We start from the raw sequence: 21259 nt of genomic DNA, 5'->3' as shown, positions 1-21259 counted from the left end.
CAGATCGGGGGGGGGTGTCAACCCCTTTTCTTGAATATTGTTCTGATCTATCAATCGTTTAGCCGGTCGTGCGGGATTTTCGCGATGAGCGGCGGGGCGGGGCGACCATAAGAAAAAGCCCCGGCTTATGGCCGGGGCTTTTTCGTGTCTGGCTGGCGCTTAGACGTTGAAGCGGAAGTGCATTACGTCGCCATCCTTGACGATGTAGTCCTTGCCTTCCAGGCGCCATTTGCCGGCTTCCTTTGCGCCCTGTTCGCCCTTGAACTGGATGAAGTCGTCGTAGGCGACGACTTCGGCGCGGATAAAGCCTTTTTCGAAGTCGGTGTGGATCACGGCAGCGGCCTGCGGGGCGGTGGCGCCGACGCGGACGGTCCAGGCGCGGACTTCCTTCACACCGGCGGTGAAGTAGGTCTGCAGGTGCAGCAGTTCGTAGCCGGCGCGGATCACGCGGTTCAGGCCGGGTTCTTCGAGGCCGAGGGATTCGAGGAACATGTCCTTCTCTTCGCCGTCGTCGAGTTCGGCGATCTCGGCTTCGATCTTGTTGCACACCGGTACGACCATGGCGCCTTCTTCTTCGGCGATGGCGCGGACGACGTCCAGGTGCGGGTTGTTCTCGAAGCCATCTTCGGCGACGTTGGCGATGTACATCACCGGCTTGCTGGTCAGCAGGTGGAAGCTGCGCACGAGGCGCTTCTCGTCATCGCCCATATTCTTCATCAGCGAGCGGGCGGGTTTACCTTCGCTGAAGTGGGGGATGAGCTTTTCCAGCAGGGCTTTCTGGACCAGCGCGTCCTTGTCGCCGCCCTTGGCGTTACGCGCGACCTTCTGCAGTTGCTTCTCGCAGCTGTCGAGGTCGGCGAAGATCAGTTCGAGGTCGATGATCTCGATGTCGCGCTTGGGGTCGACGCTGTTGGAGACGTGGATGACGTTCTCGTCTTCGAAGCAGCGCACGACGTGGGCGATGGCGTCGGTCTCGCGGATGTTGGCGAGGAACTTGTTGCCCAGGCCTTCACCCTTGGACGCGCCGGCAACCAGGCCGGCGATGTCGACGAATTCCATGGTGGTCGGGATCACGCGCTCAGGCTTGACGATCTCGGCCAGTGCATCGAGGCGGGCATCGGGCATCGGCACGATGCCGCTGTTCGGCTCGATGGTGCAGAAGGGGAAGTTTTCCGCCGCGATGCCGGATTTGGTCAGGGCGTTGAACAGGGTGGACTTGCCGACGTTGGGCAGGCCGACGATGCCGCAGTTGAATCCCATGCTAGGTCCCTCGCGCCACGTGGCGGAAATAGAGGTGTAATCAGGCCTTCTGGCTGTGCAGCTTCTGCATCGCGCGGGTCCAATCCCCGTCGAGCATTTCCGGCAGCACGCCGAGGGCGAAGTCGATGCTGGTGTCGAGCAGTTCCTGTTCGGCGCGCGGGGCGCGGCCAAGAACGAAACCGGAAACCAGGCTGCTGTGCCCCGGATGGCCTATGCCAAGCCGCAGGCGATGGAAACCGTTCTGGTTGCCGAGCTGGGCGATGATGTCGCGCAGCCCGTTATGCCCGCCGTGTCCGCCGCCCTTCTTGAGCTTGGCGACGCCGGGAGGCATGTCGAGTTCGTCGTGGGCCACCAGGATGGCTTCGACCGGAATGCGGAAGAATCCGGCGAGCGCCGCCACGGCTTGGCCGCTGCGGTTCATGTAGGTGGTGGGAATCAGCAGACGAACATCACGGCCCTTGTGGCTGAACTTGCCGACCAGGCCGAAGTACTTCTTGTCGAGAGACAGGTTCGCGCGTTGCGCGTCCGCCAGTCGCTCAACGAAAAGGGCCCCCGCGTTATGCCGGGTCTGGTCGTATTCAGGGCCTGGATTTCCCAGGCCAACGATCAGTTGTACGGCAGTCACGACGGGGGCCCCTTCCTTAAAGGCAATGGTGCGCGCGATTACTCGGCAGCAGCTTCGCCTTCACCTTCTTCTTTCACTACGCGGGAAGCGTGGATGTTGGCGACGGCCAGGTCGTTACCGTGGGCCAGTTGCACCAGCTCTACGCCTTTCGGCAGTTTCAGGTCGGACAGGTGAACGATCTGACCCAGGGCTACCTGAGCGAGGTCGACTTCGATGAATTCCGGCAGGTCTTTCGGCAGGCAGGAAACTTCGACTTCGGAGATCACGTGGGAGATCTCGCCGCCGCCAGTCTTGACGCCAACAGCGGTGGCTTCGTTCAGGAAGTGCAGCGGAACGTGAGCGGACAGCTTCTGGCCGGCAACGACGCGCTGGAAGTCAGCGTGCATGACGAAGCCTTTGGACGGGTGGCGCTGCAGAGCCTTGATCAGTACGGTTTCCTTGGCGGAACCGACGTTCAGGCTGATCACGTGGCTGAAGGCAGCCTCGTTTTCCAGCAGTTTGGTGATTTCGCGCAGTTCCAGGGTGACGGATTGCGGGGCTTTGTCGCCACCGTAGATCACAGCCGGGAGCAGGCCAGCGTTACGACGCAGGCGGCGGCTCGCACCTTTCCCCAGGTCGGAACGCTCTTGAGCATTGAGTACAAAGTCAACCATTTCACTATCTCCAAAATGACAAGATCGCCCGGACGCTTGCGACCAGCGTTCGGGCGATTTTGCTGATGCTTCGCCAGCATGGCGAAGCGCTTTACGTCAGGCCTGTCCCGCCTTAGCGGAACATGGCGCTGATCGATTCTTCATTGCTGATGCGGCGCATGGCTTCAGCGACAACCGGAGCGATGTCCAGTTGGCGGATGCGGCCACAGGCTTGTGCAGCAGCGGACAGCGGGATGGTGTTGGTCACCACCAGCTCGTCCAGTACGGAATTCTCGATGTTCTCGATGGCGCGGCCGGACAGCACCGGGTGGGTGCAGTAGGCGATGACCTTGGCGGCGCCATGCTCTTTCAGGGCCTTGGCGGCGTGGCCGAGGGTGCCAGCGGTATCGACCATATCGTCGACCAGTACGCAGGTACGGCCTTCGACATCACCGATGATGTGCATGACTTCGGACTGGTTGGCCTTCGGACGACGCTTGTCGATGATGGCCAGGTCGACGCCCAGGGACTTGGCGACGGCGCGCGCACGCACCACGCCACCGATGTCCGGGGAGACGATCATCAGGTTCTCGAAGCGCTGGTCTTCGATGTCGTCGACCAGTACGGGCGAGCCGTAGATGTTGTCGACGGGGATATCGAAGAAGCCCTGGATCTGGTCGGCGTGCAGGTCAACGGTGAGAACACGGTTGACGCCTACGACGGTCAGCATGTCGGCAACGACTTTGGCGCTGATGGCCACGCGAGCGGAACGCGGACGGCGATCCTGGCGGGCGTAACCGAAGTAGGGGATGACTGCCGTGATACGAGTCGCCGAGGAGCGGCGGAAGGCATCGGCCATCACTACCAGTTCCATCAGGTTGTCGTTGGTCGGTGCGCAGGTCGGTTGAATCAGGAAGACGTCCTTACCACGAACGTTTTCGTTGATTTCAACGCTGATCTCACCGTCGGAGAACTTGCCGACAGAAACGTCACCGAGAGGGATGTGCAGCTGCCGTACGACACGGCGTGCCAGATCGGGGTTGGCGTTCCCCGTGAAAACCATCATTTTGGACACGCTGCGGTACCTGTGTCGGCTTGAGGGTAGGCCCGGTTGAGCCAGAAGAAAATGGCAGGGGCGGCTGGATTCGAACCAACGCATGGCAGGATCAAAACCTGCTGCCTTACCGCTTGGCGACGCCCCTGTAGCTTACAACTTGCGGAGCAATGTGTTCGTTGACGCTGTACGTATAACCCTTTGGGTTAATGGCAGGGGCGGCTGGATTCGAACCAACGCATGGCAGGATCAAAACCTGCTGCCTTACCGCTTGGCGACGCCCCTGTATCGTACAACCGATTACATTACTGCTTCTCAGGCCTTGCCTTGCAGCTTTCGGTGCAACATCGAGATGTTACGGCCCTGGGCAACAAAACTCGGCAGAGTGGCCGGAAGTTGGCGGCGAACTTTATCAGCATCGCCCTTGTTTGGGAAGCTCCCAAACACACAAGCTCCGGTGCCGGTCAATCTCGCTTCGGTAAATTTACCTAGCTGGATCAGTGCGTTACGTACATCTGGGTAACGCTTCTCGACGACCGGCTGGCAGTCGTTATGACCGTCCACCCCGAGAAGGCTGCGAACTTTAATGGGCGGAGTATCCCGTGTCAACTCGGGATCGGAGAAAACTTCTGCTGTGGAGACAAAGACTTGCGGCACAACGACGAGGAACCAGGGCTCTTCCAGTTCAACCGGCGTGAGCTGTTCGCCAACGCCTTCGGCGAATGCGGCGTGGCCACGCACGAATACCGGGACGTCTGCGCCCAGGCTCAGGCCCAGTGCGGCAAGGCGGTCTTCGTCCCAGCCCAGTGACCACAAATGATTCAGTGCCAGCAGGGTAGTGGCGGCGTCGGAGCTGCCGCCGCCGATGCCACCGCCCATGGGCAGGCGCTTGTCCAGCCAGATATCGGCGCCCAGCGTCGTGCCGGATTGTTCCTGCAGCCGGCGCGCGGCTTTCACGATCAGGTTGCTGTCGTGGGGAACACCTTCGATCTCGGTGTTCAGGCGGATTTCGCCATCCTCGCGGACGGCGAACTGGAGCTCGTCGCCGTGATCGAGAAATTGGAACAGGGTCTGCAGCTCGTGGTAGCCGTCGGCGCGGCGACCGGTGATGTGCAGGAACAGGTTGAGCTTGGCCGGTGCCGGCAGGGTCAGGCGGTCTTGCATGTCACTGTTGGCTCGCCTGGCCCAGCTGGCGCGGTTGCCAGGTTTTTACCACCAGGGTGACGTCCAGATCCTGGCCGTGCAGCTTCAGGCGCTCGGGCAGCCAGTAGCCGTTCTGTTCGCTGTAGCGGGTGTATTCCACGTCCCAGCCGTCCTGTTGCAGCCTGGCCAGGCGGCTGTCGCTGTCGAGGGTCAGGCGGCTCTTGCTGTCCGGAGCGGGCAGGCCGCGAATCCACCAGAGCAGGTGGGAAACCGGCAGGCGCCAGCCCATCTGCTGTTCCAGCAGCTCTTCGGGGGAGGCGGCTTCATAGCGGCCCTGGCCGGCGACTTCGAGGGTCACGGCGCCTTCGCGGCCGGTCAGCCGCGCGGCTCCACGGCCGAGCGGGCCGGACAGGCGGATATCGTAGTAGTCCTGGCGCTGCAGCCAGAACAGGGTGCCGCTGCCCGAATCCTTGGGCGCGCGGATGCCGACCTTGCCGTCGATCTGCCAGCCGTCGAGGGTGGCGATGCGGGCCTTGTGGGCATTCCAGGCGGTGGCGTTGCCCTGGCCTTCCAGGGCTTCGTGGGTGCCGAAGCTGGAGCAGCCGGCCAGCAGGGCCAGCGCGGCAGCGCCGATCAGATGACGTAAACGCATAAATCAGAGGGTTCCGGAGCCGGTCAGGCGCAACATGGTGTCGCGCAGGACGGCGCTGTCAGGCTGGCTTTGCAGGGCAGTGGCCCAGACCTTGCGGGCTTCGCTCTGCTTGCCCTGGGCCCAGAGTACTTCGCCCAGGTGTGCAGCCACTTCGTGGTCGGGGAAGCGTTCCAGCGCCTTGCGCAGGTAGGTTTCCGCTTCGCTGAGGTTGCCCAGGCGGTAATTCACCCAGCCCAGGCTGTCGAGGATCGCAGGGTCGTCCGGGTTCAGCGAGTGGGCCTTCTGGATCAGGTCGCGTGCTTCGCTGTAGCGGGTGGTGCGGTCGGCCAGGGTGTAGCCCAGCGCGTTGAGCGCCATGGCGTTGTCCGGCTCGCGCTGGATGATCAGGCGCAGGTCCTGCTCCATCTGTGCGAGATCGTTGCGCTTCTCGGCGAGCATGGAACGGGTGTAGAGCAGGTTGAGGTCGTCCGGGAACTGCTTGAGGCCTTGCTGGATGACGCTCCAGGCGCGATCGACCTGGTCGCGGTTGGACAGGCCTTCGGCTTCGATCAGGTACAGCTGGATGGCGTAGTCCGGTTGGCGGTCGCGGGTTTCGGCGAGGCGTCGCGAGGCGTCGTCGTAGCGTTTCTGGTCCAGCAGGATCTCGGTGGATCGCAGCTGGGCCGGGAGGAAGTCGTTGCCCGGGCCGACCAGGGCGTACTCCTTGAGCGCGGTTTCCGGGTCCTTCTGCTCCTCGGCCAGGCGGCCCAGGTTGAAGTGGGCGGAGTCGACGTGGCTGTCGCGCTCTACCAGTTCCTGCAGGTAGACCTTGGCCTCGTCCCAGGCCTGGGCTTCAAGGCAGACCAGGGCCAGGGAGAAGCGCAGGTCGTCGTCATCGGGGAATTGCTCGACCAGCGCAGAGAACTCGGCCTTTGCGTCTTCCAGGCGGTTCTGCTCCACCAGCAGGCGGGCGTAGGCGAGGTGGACGCGCTTGTCGTCCGGGTGTTCCTTGATGCCGGCCTTGAGCAGTGGCAGCGCTTCATCGCTGCGCTTCATGCTCTGCAGCAGGCGGGCGCGCAGCAGCAGCGGGGCGACGTCGTGTTTGCTGGCGGAATTGTCTTCGAGCAGGTGCAGGGCTTCCTGCGGGCGGCCGTCCTGTTGCAGCAGCAGGGCCTTGCCGAACAGCAACTGGCCGTTGTCCGGGTACTTCTTCAACAGGCGATCGAAGCTCTGCAGCAGGCCGGCGCGGGTATCCGGGTCGGTCTCGGCGGCGGACAGCGCGAGGAAGTCGAAGTGGGTGTCGCCCTGGCCGTTGAGGACCTTCTCCATGTACACCATGGATTCGTCGTACTGCCCGGTGCGCGCCAGCTGGATGGCGGCAGCGCGCTGGGCGTCGAGGTTGTCCGGCGCGGCCTTGGCCCAGATCAGCGAGGTGTCCAGGGCTTCCTGATCTGCGCCCAGGTATTCGGCGATGCGGAACGCGCGCTCGGCGACGCCCGGATCGCGGGTTTCCTTGGCCTGCTCGACATAGTTGGCGAGGGCGATGTCGAAGCGGTTGCGCTGGCCGGCCAGTTCGGCGGTCAGCAGCGAGAACATGGTGTCCTCGCTGAAGGAGCCGTACTTCTGGTCCTTCTGGGCAGCCGCGGCCTTGTCCTTCTCCGCGGAAGCACTGTCGGAATTTTTCTGTGTAAGAGACTGGCAGCCGCCGAGCAGCAGCAGAGCAGTCAGCAGCGCAAGAGACTTGTTCATAGAGGAAGGACGAGGGCCTGACCTGCGAAATGGGACCATCATGACATAAGGAAAGTGCCAATCCCATGGGCAAGCGCCGCCGGATGGCCTGTATACGATTTGCAGTGTGCGATACGTCGCGGGTGGTTGTCCTTCACTGGCCTAAGTAGGACAATTGCGGGCTTTCCGATCAGCATCAGCGATTCTGCATGGCCTTCATTGCCCTCGGCATCAACCACAAGACCGCGTCCGTGGCCGTGCGCGAGCGCGTGGCTTTTACTCCCGAGCAGATGGTCGAGGCCCTGCAGCTGCTGTGCAGGCTGACCTCCAGCCGCGAAGCCGCGATCCTCTCCACCTGCAACCGCAGCGAGCTCTACCTGGAGATCGAACACCCGGATGCCGGCGACGTGCTGGCCTGGCTGGCCGATTACCACAACCTGGGCATCGATGACCTGCGCGCCTGCGCCTACGTTCACCAGGACGAGGAAGCCGTGCGCCACATGATGCGCGTGGCTGCCGGCCTGGATTCCATGGTGCTGGGCGAGCCGCAGATCCTCGGGCAGATGAAGTCCGCCTACGCGGTAGCCCGCGAGGCCGGCACCGTCGGGCCGATGCTCGGTCGCCTGTTCCAGGCAACGTTCAGCACCGCCAAGACCGTGCGCACCGACACCGCCATCGGCGAGAACCCAGTGTCCGTGGCCTTTGCGGCGGTGAGCCTGGCCCGGCAGATATTCAGCGACCTGAGCCGCAGCCAGGCGTTGCTGATCGGCGCTGGCGAGACCATCACGCTGGTTGCCCGCCACCTGCACGAGCAGGGCGTGAAGCGCATCGTGGTCGCCAACCGCACCCTGGAGCGCGCCAGCCAACTGGCCGAACAGTTTGGCGCCCGTGCCATCCTGCTGGCAGACATGCCGGACGAACTGGTCAACAGCGACATCGTCATCAGTTCCACCGCCAGCCAGTTGCCCATCCTCGGCAAGGGCGCGGTGGAGCGAGCCTTGAAGCAGCGCCGGCACAAGCCAATGTTCATGGTCGACATCGCAGTCCCGCGCGATATCGAACCGGAAGTCGGCGAGCTGGAAGACGTCTACCTCTATAGCGTCGACGATCTCCACGAAGTGGTCGCCGAGAACCTCAAGAGCCGCCAGGGCGCCGCCCAGGCCGCCGAGGAGCTTGTCGGCGATGGCGTCGTCGAGTTCATGCAGCGCCTGCGCGAACTGGCCGCGGTCGACGTGCTGCGCGCCTATCGTCAGCAGGCCGAGCGCCTGCGCGACGAGGAAACCCAGAAGGCCCAGCGTCTGCTGGCCAATGGTGCCGACCCGATGGAAGTCATCGCCCAGCTCAGCCGTGGCCTGACCAATAAATTGCTGCATGCTCCCAGCGTGCAGATGAAGAAACTCTCCGCCGAGGGCCGCATCGATGCGCTGGCCGTCGCGCAGGAACTGTTCGCCCTCGAGGAGGGCACTGACAAGCGATGAAAGCGTCCCTCCTGAAAAAGCTGGATATCCTCAGCGATCGCTTCGAAGAGCTCACTGCGCTCCTGGGCGACGCCGAGGTGATCAGCGACCAGACCAAGTTCCGCGCCTACTCCCGTGAGTACGCCGAGGTGGAGCCGGTGATCCTTGCCTTCCGCGAGTTCCGCAAGGTGCAGTCCGATCTTGAAGGCGCCCAGGCGTTGCTCAAGGACAGCGACCCGGACCTGCGCGAAATGGCCGAGGAAGAAGTCGCCGAAGCGAAGACCGCGCTGGTTGGCCTGGAGGATCGCCTGCAGCGCATGCTGCTGCCCAAGGACCCCAACGACGGCCGCAACGTCTTCCTGGAAATCCGCGCCGGCACCGGCGGCGACGAAGCCGCGATCTTCTCCGGCGACCTGTTCCGCATGTACTCGCGCTACGCCGAGAAGCAGGGTTGGCGTGTGGAAGTCATGTCCGAGAACGAGGGAGAGCACGGCGGCTATAAGGAAGTGATTGCCCGCGTCGAGGGCGAGAGCGTCTTCGCAAAGCTCAAGTTCGAGTCCGGCGCGCACCGTGTGCAGCGTGTGCCGGCGACCGAGTCCCAGGGCCGTATCCACACGTCGGCGTGCACCGTGGCGGTGCTGCCCGAGCCGGACGAACAGGCTGCCATCGAGATCAACCCGGCCGACCTGCGCGTGGACACCTACCGCTCCTCCGGCGCCGGCGGCCAGCACGTGAACAAGACCGACTCGGCGGTGCGCATCACGCACATCCCCTCGGGCATCGTGGTCGAGTGCCAGGAAGAACGCTCGCAGCACAAGAACCGCGCCAAGGCCATGGCCTGGCTGGCGGCCAAGCTCAACGACCAGCAACAGGCCGCGGCCCAGCAGGCGATCGCCAGCACGCGCAAGCTGCTGGTCGGTTCGGGTGATCGCTCCGAGCGCATCCGCACCTACAATTTCCCTCAGGGGCGCGTCACCGATCACCGCATCAACCTCACCCTCTATTCCCTGGGGGAAGTGATGGAAGGCGCGGTGGAGCAGGTGATCGAGCCCTTGCTGCAAGAGTTCCAGGCCGACCAGCTGGCCGCGCTCGGCGATTAAGAGAGCGACAGACCATGGCTACGATCATGACCCTGCTCAACGAGGCGCAATTGCCGGACTCGCCCAGTGCGCGCCTGGATGCCGAGCTGTTGCTCGCCGCCGCGTTGGGCAAACCGCGCAGCTTCCTGCGCACCTGGCCCGAACGCGTGGTCAGCCGCGAGGCGCACGACCTCTTCGACCGCTACCTGGCACGCCGCGTGGCCGGCGAGCCGGTCGCCTATATCCTTGGCCGCCAGGGCTTCTGGAGCCTGGACCTGGAAGTCGCGCCGCATACCCTGATCCCGCGCCCGGACACCGAGCTGCTGGTGGAGACCGCGCTGGCGCTGCTGCCGGCCTCGCCTTCCCGCGTGCTCGACCTGGGGACCGGCACTGGCGCCATTGCGCTTGCGCTGGCCTGCGAGCGCCTGAGCTGGCAGGTGCTGGGCGTGGACCGCATTCCCGAGGCCGTGGCCCTGGCCGAGCGCAACCGCGAGCGGCTGCGCCTGGCCAACGTCGCCTTCCGTGCCAGTCACTGGTTTTCTGCGGTCAATGGCGAGCGCTTCTCGCTGATCGTCAGCAACCCACCCTACATTCCCAGTACCGACCCGCACCTGAAGCAGGGCGACGTGCGCTTCGAGCCGTCGAGTGCTTTGGTCTCCGGCCAGGACGGGCTGGACGACATCCGCCTGATCATCAACCAGGCGCCGAACCATCTGGAAAATGGCGGTTGGCTGATGCTCGAACATGGCTTCGACCAGCCCGACGCCGTGCGCGACCTGCTGCTGGGCCGCGGCTTCACTGCCGTGGAAAGCCGCCGTGACCTGGGCGGCCACGAACGCATCAGCCTGGGGCGCTGGACATGCTGACCGACAACGAACTGCTGCGTTACAGCCGGCAGATTCTCCTGCCGCAGATCGATGTGGATGGCCAGCTACGCCTGAAAGACAGCCGTGTGCTGATCGTCGGCCTTGGTGGCCTTGGTGCGCCGGTGGCGCTGTATCTGGCCGCGGCCGGTGTCGGCGAGCTGCACCTGGCGGACTTCGATACGGTCGACCTGACCAACCTGCAGCGGCAGATCATCCATGACAGCCAGAGTGTCGGCGTGAGCAAGGTGGATTCCGCCATTGCCCGCCTCACGGCGATCAATCCGGACGTGAAACTGGTCGCTCATCGCCAGGCGCTGGACGCCGACTCCCTCGACGCTGCGGTTGCTGCCGTCGATCTCGTACTGGATTGCTGCGATAACTTCGGTACCCGCGAGGCGGTCAACGCCGCCTGCGTTGCCGCGAAGAAGCCGCTGGTGAGTGGCGCCGCCATTCGCCTGGAAGGGCAGCTTTCGGTGTTCGACCCGCGCCGGGAGGAAAGCCCCTGCTACCACTGCCTCTACGGTCACGGCAGCGAAGCCGAGCTGACCTGCAGCGAGGCCGGCGTGGTCGGCCCGCTGGTGGGTATGGTGGGCAGCCTGCAGGCGTTGGAAGCGCTGAAGCTGCTGGCCGGTTTCGGCGAGCCGCTGGTGGGCCGCCTGCTGCTGATCGATGCCCTGGGCTCGCGCTTCCGCGAGCTGCGGGTCAAGCGCGATCCGCAGTGCGCCGTGTGCGGAGCTGCGCATGGCTGATGCCGCGCCGGTCGGTGTGTTCGACTCCGGCGTGGGCGGCCTGAGCGTCCTCCACGAAATCCGCGCGCGGCTTCCCCATGAATCGCTGATCTACCTCGCCGATTGCGGCCATGTGCCCTACGGCGAGAAGACTCCCGAGTACATCCGCGCGCGTTGCCGTGCCATCGCCGAATTCCTTCTGGGCCGTGGCGCCAAGGCGTTGGTGCTGGCGTGCAACACCGCAACGGCCGCCGCGGCCGCCGACCTGCGCGAGCTTTATCCACAGCTGCCCATCATTGCCATGGAGCCGGCGGTCAAGCCAGCCGCCGAGGCGACCCGCAGCGGTGTGGTGGGCGTGCTCGCCACCACCGGCACGCTGAAGAGTGCGCGGTTCGCCGCGCTGCTGGATCGCTTCGCCAGCGATGTGCGGGTCATCACCCAGCCTTGTCCGGGGTTGGTGGAGCGCATCGAGCTGGGTGATCTGAACGGGCCGCTGACCCGTGAACTGCTGCAGAGTTATGTTGCGCCGTTGCTGGCTGAAGGCTGCGACACGCTGATCCTGGGCTGCACGCATTATCCTTTTTTGCGCCCGCTGCTGCGCCAACTGGTGCCGGCAGACGTTTCGCTGATCGATACGGGGGCCGCCGTAGCTCGCCAGCTTGAGCGGGTGCTGCAGGTGCGGGGAATGCTGGCTGAAGGCCACGCAAAAAAAATTGAGCTATGGACCAGCGGCGCAGTCGAAGCCTTTGAACCTGTATTGCCAGTGCTCTGGGGAACTGACGAACCTGTCAGGCACTTCCCTGGCTGATGGAAAAATAGCTAGCTACCCACTTTGGTCTGTCAGTAATTGCTGACAAATGGCCTTATAATTGCCAGCTATTCGCGGGGATTTTTCATTCAGCTTTCTAATAAAGGATGTTTCGATGAAGAAACTGCTCTCGCTTGCCACTGTGGCAGCTCTGACTCTCGGACACATGGTCTCTTCCCAGGCTGCCAGCCTGACCGGCGCTGTCGGTTTCACCGGGCAGAACGACATGACCTACCGACTGGGCCTGGGTTTCGACTGGGACAAGAGTTGGTGGGAAACTTCGACGGGCCGCCTCACCGGATACTGGGACGCCGGCTACACCTACTGGGAAGGCGGTGACGAAGCCAGTGGCCGCCACTCGCTGTCCTTCAGCCCGGTATTCGTCTATGAGTTTTCCGGCGAGAAGGTCAAACCCTTTGTCGAGGCAGGTATCGGCGTAGCCGTATTCAGCGGTTCCCGTGTCGGCGACCAGAACCTGGGTGGCGCCTTCAACTTCGAGGATCGCCTGGGCGTCGGCCTGCGTTTCGGCGAGGGCCAAGCCTTGGGTGTCCGGGCCATGCACTACTCCAACGCCGGCATCAGCCAGCCGAACGATGGCATCGAATCCTACAGCCTCTATTACACGCATCCGCTGTAACAGATCGCTGACAAAGAAAGCCGGGCCCAGCGCCCGGCTTTTTTGTGCGTGCTATATCGAGGCTCCTACGCCAAGGGACGCTTCAACGTGAGGCGGAGAGGTTCTTGAATGCCTCCAGCGCCCGCTCCCGCGTGGCCGAGAGGTCGCACATTGGCTGTGGATAACCGTCAGGCCCGAACAGGCCCTGCTTCGACGGATCGTGCAGCGCGCCCCCCTGCAGCCCGGCCAGCTCCGGCACCCAGCGGCGGATGAAGCGGCCGTCCGGGTCGAAGCGCTCGGATTGCGAGATAGGGTTGAAGATGCGGAAGTAGGGCGCCGCATCGGTCCCGGTGGAGGCGCTCCACTGCCAGCCGCCGTTGTTCGCCGCCAGGTCGCCGTCGATCAGGTGGCGCATGAACCAGCGTTCCCCCTCGCGCCAGTCGATCAGCAGGTTCTTGGTCAGGAACATCGCCACCACCATGCGCAGGCGGTTGTGCATCCAGCCGGTGGCGAGCAGCTGGCGCATGGCGGCATCGATGATGGGGAAGCCAGTGCGCCCTTGCTGCCAGTCCTCCAGGTCCTTCTGGTCGTAACGCCACTTCAGCTTCTCGGTGTCCTCGCGGAAGGCGCGGTGCCGGCTCACGCGCGGGAAGCCGACCAGGATGTGCTTGTAGAACTCGCGCCAGAGCAGCTCGTTGATCCAGCTGACCGCACCGCTGTTGCCGGTCTCGAACTCGCCATGGTTATTCGCCAGCGCCGCATGCAGGCATTGTCGTGGCGAGACCACGCCAGCGGCCAGGTACGGCGATAGACGGCTGGTGCCGTCGCGGGCGGGCAGATCGCGGGTGTCCTGGTAGGTCTTGAGGATTTCGTCGGCGAACAGCTCGATGCGCTCGTGCGCGGCGTCTTCGCCGGCGGGCCATTCCTCACGCAATGGCAGCGGCGGTGGTTCGAAGCCTTCTACCTGCTCCGGCACTTCGTCGCTGGGGATATCCAGCTTCTGCTGCGCGCAGGGCGCTGGCAGCAGACTGGGCACGCCCAGGTTCAGGCGTTCGTAGCAGACCTTGCGGAACTGGCTGTAGACCTGGAAGTAGGTGCCGCCCTTGGTAAGGATGGTGCCGGGTGTGAAGAACAGCTGGTCAAGGTGGCTGCGCAAGCGGACGCCTCCCTGCTCCAGCGCCCTCTCCACAGCGGCGTCGCGGGCCGCTTCGTTGACGCCGTACTCCTCGTTGACGTGCAGCGTCTCGATGTCCAGCTCGCGGCAGAGTTGCGCGATGACTTTCGGCGCCTCGTCCCAGTGGTCCGCGGTGCGGATCAGCAGCGGAATGTGCAGTTCGTCGAGGCCGGTGCGCAGTTCGCGCAGGTTGCGCAGCCAGAAGTCGACCTTGCTCGGTGCATCATCGTGGCGTTGCCATTGGCCGGGGCTGAGCAGGTAAAGGGCTATTACCGGGCCGCGCTCGGCCGCGGCGTGCAGGGCGCTGTTGTCGCGCAGGCGCAGGTCGGTGCGCAGCCAGACGAGTTGGCGTTTCATGCCGTCTCCCCGTTGAGCAGGTGCAGTTCGCGCAGCAGATCGAACGCGGCAACCGGATCGCTCGCCAGGTGCAGCGGCGGTTCGGCGATGGCCAGTTCCTGTAGCGCGTCGGGGTGGATGGCAGTGGCGGGGCCGGCCAGCAGGCGCGGGCAGTCGACGCCGGCCAGCAGCCGGGGCAGCTGCAGCAGGTTCAGCGTGCGGCTGGAGTAGAGCAGCACGGCGCGTGGCTGCAGGCGCTCCACCGCCAGTGCCAACTCGCCTGGCGGCAGCGGCCAGTCGAATATTTCCAGCGGGCAGCCGGCGCTGCTGGCCAGCCAGGCGGTGAGCCACAGGCCCGGCTCCAGCGGCAGGCCCGACTGGTTGACCAGCAGCAGCGGGGCGCCGCGTTGCTGGCGGTTGTGGTGGTACAGGCGGGTGCCGAACTTGGTGCGCAGCCAGGTATGGAAAAACACTCGCTCCAGCTGCGCACCGAACTGGCCCTGCCAGCGCCGTTCCAGTTCGTCCAGCAGCGGTAGCATCAGTTGTTCGCAGAGGGTCTGCGCGGGGTAGATCGCCAGCGCGCCGTTGAACAGCTCGTCCAGCTGGCGCTCGTTGATCCGGCCGATGGCGGCGATGCACTGCTGGCGCAGGTCGTCCCAGGGAGAGGCGGTGGCGTCCACCGGAAGCGGCGCGTTTTCGTCGAGTAGCGTGCGGATCTTGCTCACGGCCACGCCTCGGCCGAGCCAGGTGAGGATGGCCTGGATGCGCGAGACCTGCGCTTCGGAGTAGAGGCGGTGGCCCTTGGGTGTGCGCTGGGGTACGACCAAGCCGTAGCGGCGCTCCCAGGCGCGCAGGGTGACTGGGTTGACGCCGGTGTGCCGCGATACTTCACGGATCGGCAGCCAGCCTTCGGCCAGGGCCTGGCGATAGTCGTCGTCCGAGTCGCGGTGGGGGTGGTCGGGATTCATGGGGTTCCTGTCTGGACGTCAGATGGCATTGCGCAGGCTCAGGTCTTCGGGGTGCGGTTGCAGGTAGGCCTGGGCGTCGATGTAAGGGTGCGGATGGAGGCGGAAGTGATGCTTGAGCAGCGTCAGCGGCACGACCAGCGGGATCACGCCTTCGCGGTACTGGTTGATCAGATGCTGCATCTCGGCCTTCTCGGAGCCGGGCAGGTCGTGCTTGAGGTAGCCGGCCAGGTGCTGCAGCACGTTACTGTGCGTACCTCGGGTGGCGCAGGTGCCCAGCGCCTGCATGAAGTCGCGGAAGTAGTCCGGGGCGAACTCTTCCAGCGGCTGATCGCTGATCTTCGCCAGGCGCTGGCCGAGGGCACTGTACTGGCGCGGGTTGTGCGCCATCAGCTGGTACTTGTAGCGCGAGTGGAAAGTGATCACTGCGTGGCGCGTCAGGCCCTGTGCGCAAAGCTGCTGCCAGGCGCCGTAGGCGAACACGCGGGTAAGGAAATTCTCGCGGATCACTGGATCGTTGAGCCGGCCTTCCTCTTCCACCGGCAGTTCCGGGCGCGCGGCGCAGAAAGTGTCGGCGTAGAGCCCGCGCACGCCCGGCGGGCGCAGCTGCCCGTCGAAACGGTAAAGCTTCACGCGCTGCAGGCCGCAGGAAGGCGATTGCTGCATGAAAATGTAGCCGCAGATGTCCTGTTGCAGGCTGGCCTGTTTGCGGCCGAAGTCGCGCAGCGCTTCGCTGACGTCGCGGCCGCCTTCGCGCTGGATCAGCGCGCGCGGATCATCGCGGTCGCCCACCAGGCGCAGGGTCGGGCGTGGCACGCCGAGGCCGATGGCGACTTCGGGGCACAGCGGGACGAAGTCGAAATAACGGCTGAGTACGTCCAGGCACAGGCGCGAGGCCTTGTGCCCGCCGTTGTAGCGCACCGGTTCGCCCAGCAGGCAGGCGCTGATGCCGAGCTTGGGACGTGGCGGGATGCTGGACATGGTTTTGACCGTTTTCTTGTACAGATGGATTTATTTGTACAACTATCGGTCAGGATAGACGCAGGCCTGTACAAGTGCAAAGCCTTGTACAGGGGCGGGACGCCAGCGTGGAGGCTCCGCGGCCCTCCCCGGAAGGAGAGGGCCGTGCGCGATCAGAGGTGTTCGAGCAGGCGGCGGGCGGCTTCCAGGCCGCTCAGCCAGGCGCCTTCGACGCGACCGGAAAGGCACCAGTCGCCGCAGGCGTAAATGCCCAGGTCAGCATCGGCCAAGGCGCCGAACTGATGGGCTTCCATGGGCCGCGCGTAGAGCCAGCGGTGGGCGAGTGCAAAGTCGGGGGCGTGCACGGCGCAACCGATCAGCTCGGCGAAGGCCCCGCGCAGGTGTTCGATCACGCTTTCCTTGGGCAGGTCGATGTGCTGCTTGCTCCAGCCGCTGGCGGCATGCAGCACCCAGGTGTCCAGTTGCTCGTCGCGCCCCGGCTTGGAGTGGTTGCTGGCCAGCCAGGACAGCGCACCTTCGTGCACGAAGCAGCCTTGCACCGGCGTATCCAGCGGTTCACGGAAGGCCAGGGCAACGGCCCAGGTCGGCTCCATGGGAATGCTCGCGGCGGCCGCCGCCAGCTTCGGCGCGCTGGCCAGCAGGGCGGCGGCCTGCGGTGCAGGGGTCGCGACCAGCACACGGCTGAACGGCCCGTGCGTCTGGCCCTCGGAGTCCTGCAGGTGCCAGTGCTCCTCGCCGCGGTACACCTCGGTGATGCGGCAGGCGAAGGTGACGACCTGGTCCTGCAGCAGCGCGCGGGTGATCGCACTCATGCGCGGGGTGCCGACCCAGCGTGGCTGCTCGTCGGGAGAGGGGCTCAGTTCGCCGTCGCGGTACTGGTAGAGGGCCGGGTCCCATTCGGCGACCCAGCCATGCTCGCGCCATTGCTGAATGGCGTCGAGGAAGCGTCGGTCGCGGGCGGTGAAGTACTGTGCGCCGAGGTCCAGCGCACCGGCCTCGCTGCGCTTGCTGGCCATCCGGCCGCCGCTGCCGTGGCCCTTGTCGAACAGTTGCACGTCCTGTCCGGCATCACGCAGCGCGTGGGCGGCCGAGAGTCCGGCGATACCGGTGCCAATGATGGCAATGGGGGCGCTCATGACATGCCTCGTAATCTGTTTGCATTGAAGCGTAACGAGCGGGAGGTTCTTGTACAAACAAAACTATCTGTACAATTGCGTTTCAGCTGTCCGCGCTCGTCATCGATAGGAATCCGATCATCGGAACCTTCGGCGCCGCATCGGTTCATTCAGAGATGAGCCCGGCTCGGGTTCCGGCACTTACAGCGTAGACCTCGCCGCAGAGGGAGTGTCAATGCAATCGCCTCCCTCTCGTCCAGACTGATGGAAGGTGGAACAACGCAACAAGGAGTTCGCCATGCATATTCTCTTGACCGGCGGCACCGGCCTGATCGGCCGCCGCCTCTGCCGCCAGTGGAGCGCCGAGGGGCACCAGCTCACCGTGCTCAGCCGCCAGCCGCAGCGCGTTCCGTCGCTGTGCGGCGAGACGGTGCGCGGCATCGCCGACTTCGAAGCCTATGGCGACGGGCCGCTGGACGCAGTGGTCAACCTGGCCGGCGAACCGATTGCCGACAAGCCGTGGAGTGCCCGGCGCAAGGCCTTGCTGTGGGACAGCCGGGTGCGCCTGACCGAGCGCCTGGTGGCCTGGCTGGAAAGCCGCAGCCAGCGCCCGGCGGTGCTGATCAACGGCTCGGCGGTTGGCTGGTATGGCGATGCCGGTGAGCGCCCGCTGGAGGAGAACAGCGCAGCGGCCGGCGAGGACTTCGCCAGCGAGCTGTGCCTGGCCTGGGAGCAGATTGCCCGCGAGGCCGAGGCACTGGGCATCCGCGTGGTCCTAGTGCGCACCGGGTTGGTGCTGGCGCCCGAAGGCGGTTTCCTCAAGCGCCTGTTGCCGCCGTTCCGCCTGGGTGCGGGCGGGCGATTGGGGGACGGTCGCCAGTGGATGTCCTGGATCCATATAGAGGACCAGATCGCCCTGATCGATTTTCTTTTGCGCAAGGCCGATGCCGAGGGTCCCTATAATGCGTGCGCGCCGCAGCCGGCGCGCAACCGCGACTTCACCCAGGAACTGGGCCAGGCGCTGCACCGGCCGACGCTGATGCCCATGCCTGGATTCGCCCTGCGCCTGCTGCTGGGGGAAATGTCGACCCTGCTGCTGGGCGGCCAGCGCATCGTGCCGCGACGCCTGCTGGACGCCGGCTTCGAGTTTCGTTTCCCGGAGCTGAAGGAGGCCCTGGCCGACGTGCTTCGCGAGGCCCGCTGAACCCCGACCTGCCGAGGCCCTGCGACATCGGTGACAGCCTCGGGGCCTCTTGATGGAGCGAGCTGCGTGTAAACTGCCCAGCCCGCACGATGACCGCCTACCGCACCGGTTTAAGGACACTGCATGACCCAAAACGCCCTCCTGCTGGTCAACCTGGGATCGCCGGCTTCCACCCGGGTCGAGGACGTGCGCCGCTACCTCGATCAATTCCTCATGGACCCTTACGTGATCGACCTGCCCTGGCCGATCCGCCGGCTGCTGGTTTCGCTGGTGCTGCGCAAGCGCCCGGAGGAGTCCGCCCATGCCTATGCGTCGATCTGGTGGGACGAAGGCTCGCCGCTGGTCGTGCTGAGTCGTCGCCTGCAGGAGGCCGTCCGGCCGTTCTGGCCGCATGGCCCGGTGGAGCTGGGCATGCGTTATGGCGAACCTTCCATCGAGGGCGCGCTGCTGCGCCTGAGCCAGCAGGGCATTACCCAGGTGACCTTCGCGCCGCTCTACCCGCAGTTCGCCGACAGCACCACCACCACCGCCATCGAGGAAGCCCGCCGCGTCATGCGTGAGCATGGCCTCAAACTGGAGCTGAAGGTGCTGCCGCCGTTCTACGCGGAGCCTGAGTACCGCCAGGCGCTGGTGGATAGCGTGAAGCCCTATCTGGACAAACCTTACGATCACCTGCTGCTGAGCTTCCACGGCCTGCCCGAGTCGCACATCCGCAAGCTGGTGAAGGACAAGAGCCACGACCTCACGGCCAGTTCCAGCCGGGGCGTGCACGAGGACGTCATGGCTGTCTGTTACCGCAGCCAGTGCCTGCGCACGGCGGAGGACTTCGCCGCGGGTGCCGGGCTGGAGGACGGGCGTTGGTCGGTATCCTTCCAGTCGCGCCTGGGGCGCAACAAGTGGATCGAACCCTACACCGAAGCGCAGCTGGAAAAGCTCGGCAAGCAGGGCGTGAAGCGCCTGCTGGTGATGTGCCCGGCCTTCGTCGCCGATTGCATCGAGACGCTGGAAGAAATCGGCCAGCGCGGCAACGAGCAGTTCCGCGCGGCAGGTGGCGAGGAGCTGGTGCTGGTGCCTTGCCTGAATGACCAGGAGTTGTGGGCGCGGGCGCTGGCCAAGCTGTGTGAGCGGACGCCTGCCGCGATCTGATCGGCTTCGGCGCTCGGGCCTTTCCTCACCTTGACCCTCTCCCTTTGGGAGAGGGCTGGGGTGAGGGTATCTCCGGCACTTGCCTGCTCTTCGTAGGAGCGAGCTTGCTCGCGAACCAGTTATCCGACAGCTCTGGCGTCAAGCGTGTTCGCGAGCAAGCTCGCTCCTACAGGACGTCCCCGCTGAAACCCAGCAGCCAGCCTCTGACCACCCATTCATCAGCCAACGGCCGACGCACGCATTCAGAGACCTGATAGTGCGCGCGCTGTGTGTTCGCAATGCCTACTCTGCGGGTCTCCCCTTCGCCTTCGCCGCGATTGGCGGCGCATCAGGAGCCCGGCATGAACAACAACAATAACGGCTACCCCTCCAGTGCCGTGGCCTGGTCCACGGTTGCGATCCTCATGGTCGCCTACGTGCTTTCCTTCATCGACCGACAGATTCTCAACCTGCTGGTCGGCCCCATCCGCCGCGACCTGGAGATCAGCGACACGCAGATGAGCCTGCTGATGGGCCTGTCCTTCGCGCTGTTCTACACCCTTTGCGGCATTCCGCTCGGGCGCATGGCGGACAGCCGCAGCCGCCGCGGGCTGATCACCGTCGGCGTGCTGATCTGGAGCGCCATGACCGCCGCCTGCGGCCTGGCCAAGCAGTACTGGCACTTCCTGCTGTTCCGCGTTGGTGTCGGCGTGGGCGAGGCGGCATTGTCGCCGGCAGCCTATTCGCTGATCGCCGACAGCTTTCCGGCCAATCGCCGCGCCACCGCCATCAGCGTCTACTCCATGGGCATCTACCTCGGTTCGGGCCTGGCTTTCCTGCTCGGCGGGCTGGTGATCAAGTTCGCCTCGGCCCAGGGCGACGTGCACCTGCCGGTCCTCGGTGAAGTGCGCCCCTGGCAGCTGATCTTCCTGATTCTCGGCGCGGCCGGCGTGCTGTTCACCCTGCTGATGCTCGCGGTGAAGGAGCCGACCCGCCGTGGCGTGGGCGCCGGTGTGGTGGTGCCGATGAGCGAGGTGGGCGCCTACCTGCGCGCCAACCGCAAGACGGTGATCTGCCACAACTTCGGCTTCGCCTGCATCTCCTTCGCCAGCTACGGCAGCGGCGCCTGGGTGCCGACCTTCTTCGTCCGCACCTATGGCTGGGACGCCGGCCACGTGGGCGTGGTGTACGGCAGCATCGTCGCCGTGTTCGGCTGCCTGGGCATCGTCTGCGGTGGCCGCCTGGCTGACTACTGGGCCAAGCGCGGGCGCACCGACGCCAACATGCGCGTGGGCCTGCTGGCGGCCTGCCTGGCCATCCCGCTGAGCCTGGTCTACCCGTTGCTGGACAGCGCCAATGCGGCTGCCGCGATGATGGCGCCCATCGTGTTCTTCCTCAGCATGCCCTTCGGTGTCGCCCCGGCGGCGATCCAGGAAATCATGCCCAACTCCATGCGCGGCCAGGCCTCGGCCATCTACCTGTTCGTGGTCACGCTGCTGGGCCTGGGCGTCGGTCCGACCGCCATCGCCCTGGTCACCGACTACGTGTTCGCCGACGACATGGCGCTGCGCTATTCGCTGTTGATCGTTAGTGCCGTGGCCCTGCTGGCGGGCGCGCTGTTCCTGGCCAACGGCCTGAAGCCGTATCGGGCCAGCCTCGAACACCTCAAGAGCTGGAGCCTGAAAGGCGAGAGCAGCAGTGGCGCGATGCAACGCCAGCCGGCCTGATACTG

20 protein-coding genes and 2 tRNA genes are annotated in these 21259 nt (G+C 65.0%); 9 read left to right on the top strand and 13 right to left on the bottom strand.

The annotated features are described in order from the left end of the window. Nucleotides 1-159: 159 nt before the first annotated feature. The 9 genes from ychF to RS899_RS21740 all read right to left on the bottom strand — a co-directional run bounded on the left by ychF (nucleotide 160) and on the right by RS899_RS21740 (nucleotide 7136). The gene (gene ychF / locus RS899_RS21780; RefSeq protein ID WP_054909837.1) at nucleotides 160-1260 is read right to left on the bottom strand and encodes a redox-regulated ATPase YchF; all 1101 of its coding nucleotides are present in this window, start codon (nucleotides 1258-1260) and stop codon (nucleotides 160-162) included. Between the two features lie 40 nt (nucleotides 1261-1300). Further along, entirely contained in the window at nucleotides 1301-1885 is a 585-nt protein-coding gene (pth, locus tag RS899_RS21775) for an aminoacyl-tRNA hydrolase (RefSeq protein ID WP_024767097.1), read from the bottom strand. Nucleotides 1886-1923: 38 nt separating this feature from the next. After that, on the bottom strand, nucleotides 1924-2538 hold the full coding sequence (locus tag RS899_RS21770) for a 50S ribosomal protein L25/general stress protein Ctc (RefSeq protein ID WP_054909836.1): 615 nt from the start codon (nucleotides 2536-2538) through the stop codon (nucleotides 1924-1926). 112 nt (nucleotides 2539-2650) lie between these two features. Next, nucleotides 2651-3592 carry a ribose-phosphate pyrophosphokinase gene (locus tag RS899_RS21765; protein WP_015478849.1) on the bottom strand — a complete coding sequence of 314 codons (942 nt, stop codon included), beginning with the start codon at nucleotides 3590-3592 and terminating at the stop codon, nucleotides 2651-2653. A 52-nt stretch (nucleotides 3593-3644) separates the two neighbouring features. Then, a tRNA-Gln gene (locus RS899_RS21760) sits at nucleotides 3645-3719 on the bottom strand. Between the two features lie 62 nt (nucleotides 3720-3781). Next, nucleotides 3782-3856 (bottom strand) — tRNA-Gln (locus tag RS899_RS21755). Nucleotides 3857-3886: 30 nt separating this feature from the next. Next, nucleotides 3887-4735 (bottom strand): 4-(cytidine 5'-diphospho)-2-C-methyl-D-erythritol kinase, encoded by an 849-nt coding sequence (gene ispE / locus RS899_RS21750; protein WP_315808056.1) that lies wholly within the window; start codon nucleotides 4733-4735, stop codon nucleotides 3887-3889. Between the two features lies 1 nt (nucleotide 4736). Then, nucleotides 4737-5366 (bottom strand): lipoprotein insertase outer membrane protein LolB, encoded by a 630-nt coding sequence (gene lolB / locus RS899_RS21745; protein WP_024762571.1) that lies wholly within the window; start codon nucleotides 5364-5366, stop codon nucleotides 4737-4739. A gap of 3 nt (nucleotides 5367-5369) precedes the next feature. Continuing rightward, the gene (locus RS899_RS21740; protein ID WP_169890142.1) at nucleotides 5370-7136 is read right to left on the bottom strand and encodes a tetratricopeptide repeat protein; all 1767 of its coding nucleotides are present in this window, start codon (nucleotides 7134-7136) and stop codon (nucleotides 5370-5372) included. A gap of 146 nt (nucleotides 7137-7282) precedes the next feature. On the opposite strand from RS899_RS21740, the gene hemA reads away from it, so the two are divergent. The 6 genes from hemA (at nucleotide 7283) to RS899_RS21710 (ending at nucleotide 12648) form a co-directional block, all read left to right on the top strand. Then, a complete protein-coding gene (hemA, locus tag RS899_RS21735) occupies nucleotides 7283-8551 on the top strand; it encodes a glutamyl-tRNA reductase (protein WP_038803562.1) in 1269 nt (422 codons plus the stop codon). Then, on the top strand, nucleotides 8548-9630 hold the full coding sequence (gene prfA, locus RS899_RS21730) for a peptide chain release factor 1 (RefSeq protein WP_065084419.1): 1083 nt from the start codon (nucleotides 8548-8550) through the stop codon (nucleotides 9628-9630). The genes hemA and prfA overlap by 4 nt, the downstream gene beginning before the upstream one ends. A gap of 14 nt (nucleotides 9631-9644) precedes the next feature. Continuing rightward, nucleotides 9645-10475, top strand: coding sequence for a peptide chain release factor N(5)-glutamine methyltransferase (gene prmC, locus RS899_RS21725; RefSeq protein WP_315808055.1), 831 nt, complete (start codon nucleotides 9645-9647; stop codon nucleotides 10473-10475). Further along, complete coding sequence (locus RS899_RS21720; RefSeq protein WP_313464415.1) at nucleotides 10469-11224, top strand: molybdopterin-synthase adenylyltransferase MoeB; 756 nt, start codon at nucleotides 10469-10471, stop codon at nucleotides 11222-11224. Before prmC ends, RS899_RS21720 begins: the two co-directional genes overlap by 7 nt. After that, nucleotides 11217-12011, top strand: coding sequence for a glutamate racemase (gene murI / locus RS899_RS21715; protein ID WP_315808054.1), 795 nt, complete (start codon nucleotides 11217-11219; stop codon nucleotides 12009-12011). The genes RS899_RS21720 and murI overlap by 8 nt, the downstream gene beginning before the upstream one ends. A 115-nt stretch (nucleotides 12012-12126) precedes the next feature. Continuing rightward, nucleotides 12127-12648, top strand: a complete 522-nt coding sequence (locus RS899_RS21710; RefSeq protein ID WP_315808053.1) for an acyloxyacyl hydrolase — start codon at nucleotides 12127-12129, stop codon at nucleotides 12646-12648. A gap of 82 nt (nucleotides 12649-12730) precedes the next feature. On the opposite strand, the gene phrB is transcribed toward RS899_RS21710, so the two are convergent. The 4 genes from phrB to RS899_RS21690 form a co-directional block, all read right to left on the bottom strand. Beyond that, nucleotides 12731-14158, bottom strand: a complete 1428-nt coding sequence (phrB, locus tag RS899_RS21705) for a deoxyribodipyrimidine photo-lyase (protein WP_315808052.1) — start codon at nucleotides 14156-14158, stop codon at nucleotides 12731-12733. After that, entirely contained in the window at nucleotides 14155-15105 is a 951-nt protein-coding gene (locus tag RS899_RS21700) for a MerR family transcriptional regulator (protein ID WP_315808051.1), read from the bottom strand. The genes phrB and RS899_RS21700 overlap by 4 nt, the downstream gene beginning before the upstream one ends. A gap of 18 nt (nucleotides 15106-15123) precedes the next feature. Continuing rightward, complete coding sequence (locus RS899_RS21695; RefSeq protein ID WP_315808050.1) at nucleotides 15124-16083, bottom strand: DUF523 and DUF1722 domain-containing protein; 960 nt, start codon at nucleotides 16081-16083, stop codon at nucleotides 15124-15126. A gap of 152 nt (nucleotides 16084-16235) precedes the next feature. Next, on the bottom strand, nucleotides 16236-17219 hold the full coding sequence (locus RS899_RS21690) for an NAD(P)/FAD-dependent oxidoreductase (protein WP_315808049.1): 984 nt from the start codon (nucleotides 17217-17219) through the stop codon (nucleotides 16236-16238). A gap of 277 nt (nucleotides 17220-17496) precedes the next feature. Between RS899_RS21690 and RS899_RS21685 the strand changes: the two genes are divergently transcribed. From RS899_RS21685 to RS899_RS21675, 3 genes are all read left to right on the top strand, one after another. Next, complete coding sequence (locus RS899_RS21685) at nucleotides 17497-18402, top strand: TIGR01777 family oxidoreductase (protein WP_313464429.1); 906 nt, start codon at nucleotides 17497-17499, stop codon at nucleotides 18400-18402. A gap of 123 nt (nucleotides 18403-18525) precedes the next feature. Further along, nucleotides 18526-19548 (top strand): ferrochelatase, encoded by a 1023-nt coding sequence (gene hemH / locus RS899_RS21680; RefSeq protein ID WP_315808048.1) that lies wholly within the window; start codon nucleotides 18526-18528, stop codon nucleotides 19546-19548. Nucleotides 19549-19889: 341 nt separating this feature from the next. Beyond that, entirely contained in the window at nucleotides 19890-21254 is a 1365-nt protein-coding gene (locus RS899_RS21675; protein ID WP_054909824.1) for a spinster family MFS transporter, read from the top strand. Nucleotides 21255-21259: the final 5 nt, after the last annotated feature.

The organism is Pseudomonas sp. C9-3, from assembly GCF_032392015.1.
Taxonomy (GTDB): domain Bacteria; phylum Pseudomonadota; class Gammaproteobacteria; order Pseudomonadales; family Pseudomonadaceae; genus Pseudomonas; species Pseudomonas nitroreducens.
The sequence above is the reverse complement of the archived record's forward strand: the minus strand, read 5'-3'. Positions and strand labels throughout refer to the sequence as shown.

Coding starts and splice junctions, on each gene's coding strand:
- RS899_RS21695 (WP_315808050.1), bottom strand. CDS start 16,083: ATGTCCAGCATCCCGCCACGTCCCAAGCTCGGCATCAGCGCCTGCCTG.
- RS899_RS21720 (WP_313464415.1), top strand. CDS start 10,469: ATGCTGACCGACAACGAACTGCTGCGTTACAGCCGGCAGATTCTCCTG.
- lolB (WP_024762571.1), bottom strand. CDS start 5,366: ATGCGTTTACGTCATCTGATCGGCGCTGCCGCGCTGGCCCTGCTGGCC.
- RS899_RS21700 (WP_315808051.1), bottom strand. CDS start 15,105: ATGAATCCCGACCACCCCCACCGCGACTCGGACGACGACTATCGCCAG.
- hemH (WP_315808048.1), top strand. CDS start 18,526: ATGACCCAAAACGCCCTCCTGCTGGTCAACCTGGGATCGCCGGCTTCC.
- RS899_RS21710 (WP_315808053.1), top strand. CDS start 12,127: ATGAAGAAACTGCTCTCGCTTGCCACTGTGGCAGCTCTGACTCTCGGA.
- prmC (WP_315808055.1), top strand. CDS start 9,645: ATGGCTACGATCATGACCCTGCTCAACGAGGCGCAATTGCCGGACTCG.
- murI (WP_315808054.1), top strand. CDS start 11,217: ATGGCTGATGCCGCGCCGGTCGGTGTGTTCGACTCCGGCGTGGGCGGC.
- RS899_RS21770 (WP_054909836.1), bottom strand. CDS start 2,538: ATGGTTGACTTTGTACTCAATGCTCAAGAGCGTTCCGACCTGGGGAAA.
- hemA (WP_038803562.1), top strand. CDS start 7,283: ATGGCCTTCATTGCCCTCGGCATCAACCACAAGACCGCGTCCGTGGCC.
- RS899_RS21675 (WP_054909824.1), top strand. CDS start 19,890: ATGAACAACAACAATAACGGCTACCCCTCCAGTGCCGTGGCCTGGTCC.
- phrB (WP_315808052.1), bottom strand. CDS start 14,158: ATGAAACGCCAACTCGTCTGGCTGCGCACCGACCTGCGCCTGCGCGAC.
- prfA (WP_065084419.1), top strand. CDS start 8,548: ATGAAAGCGTCCCTCCTGAAAAAGCTGGATATCCTCAGCGATCGCTTC.
- ispE (WP_315808056.1), bottom strand. CDS start 4,735: ATGCAAGACCGCCTGACCCTGCCGGCACCGGCCAAGCTCAACCTGTTC.
- RS899_RS21740 (WP_169890142.1), bottom strand. CDS start 7,136: ATGATGGTCCCATTTCGCAGGTCAGGCCCTCGTCCTTCCTCTATGAAC.
- RS899_RS21685 (WP_313464429.1), top strand. CDS start 17,497: ATGCATATTCTCTTGACCGGCGGCACCGGCCTGATCGGCCGCCGCCTC.
- ychF (WP_054909837.1), bottom strand. CDS start 1,260: ATGGGATTCAACTGCGGCATCGTCGGCCTGCCCAACGTCGGCAAGTCC.
- RS899_RS21690 (WP_315808049.1), bottom strand. CDS start 17,219: ATGAGCGCCCCCATTGCCATCATTGGCACCGGTATCGCCGGACTCTCG.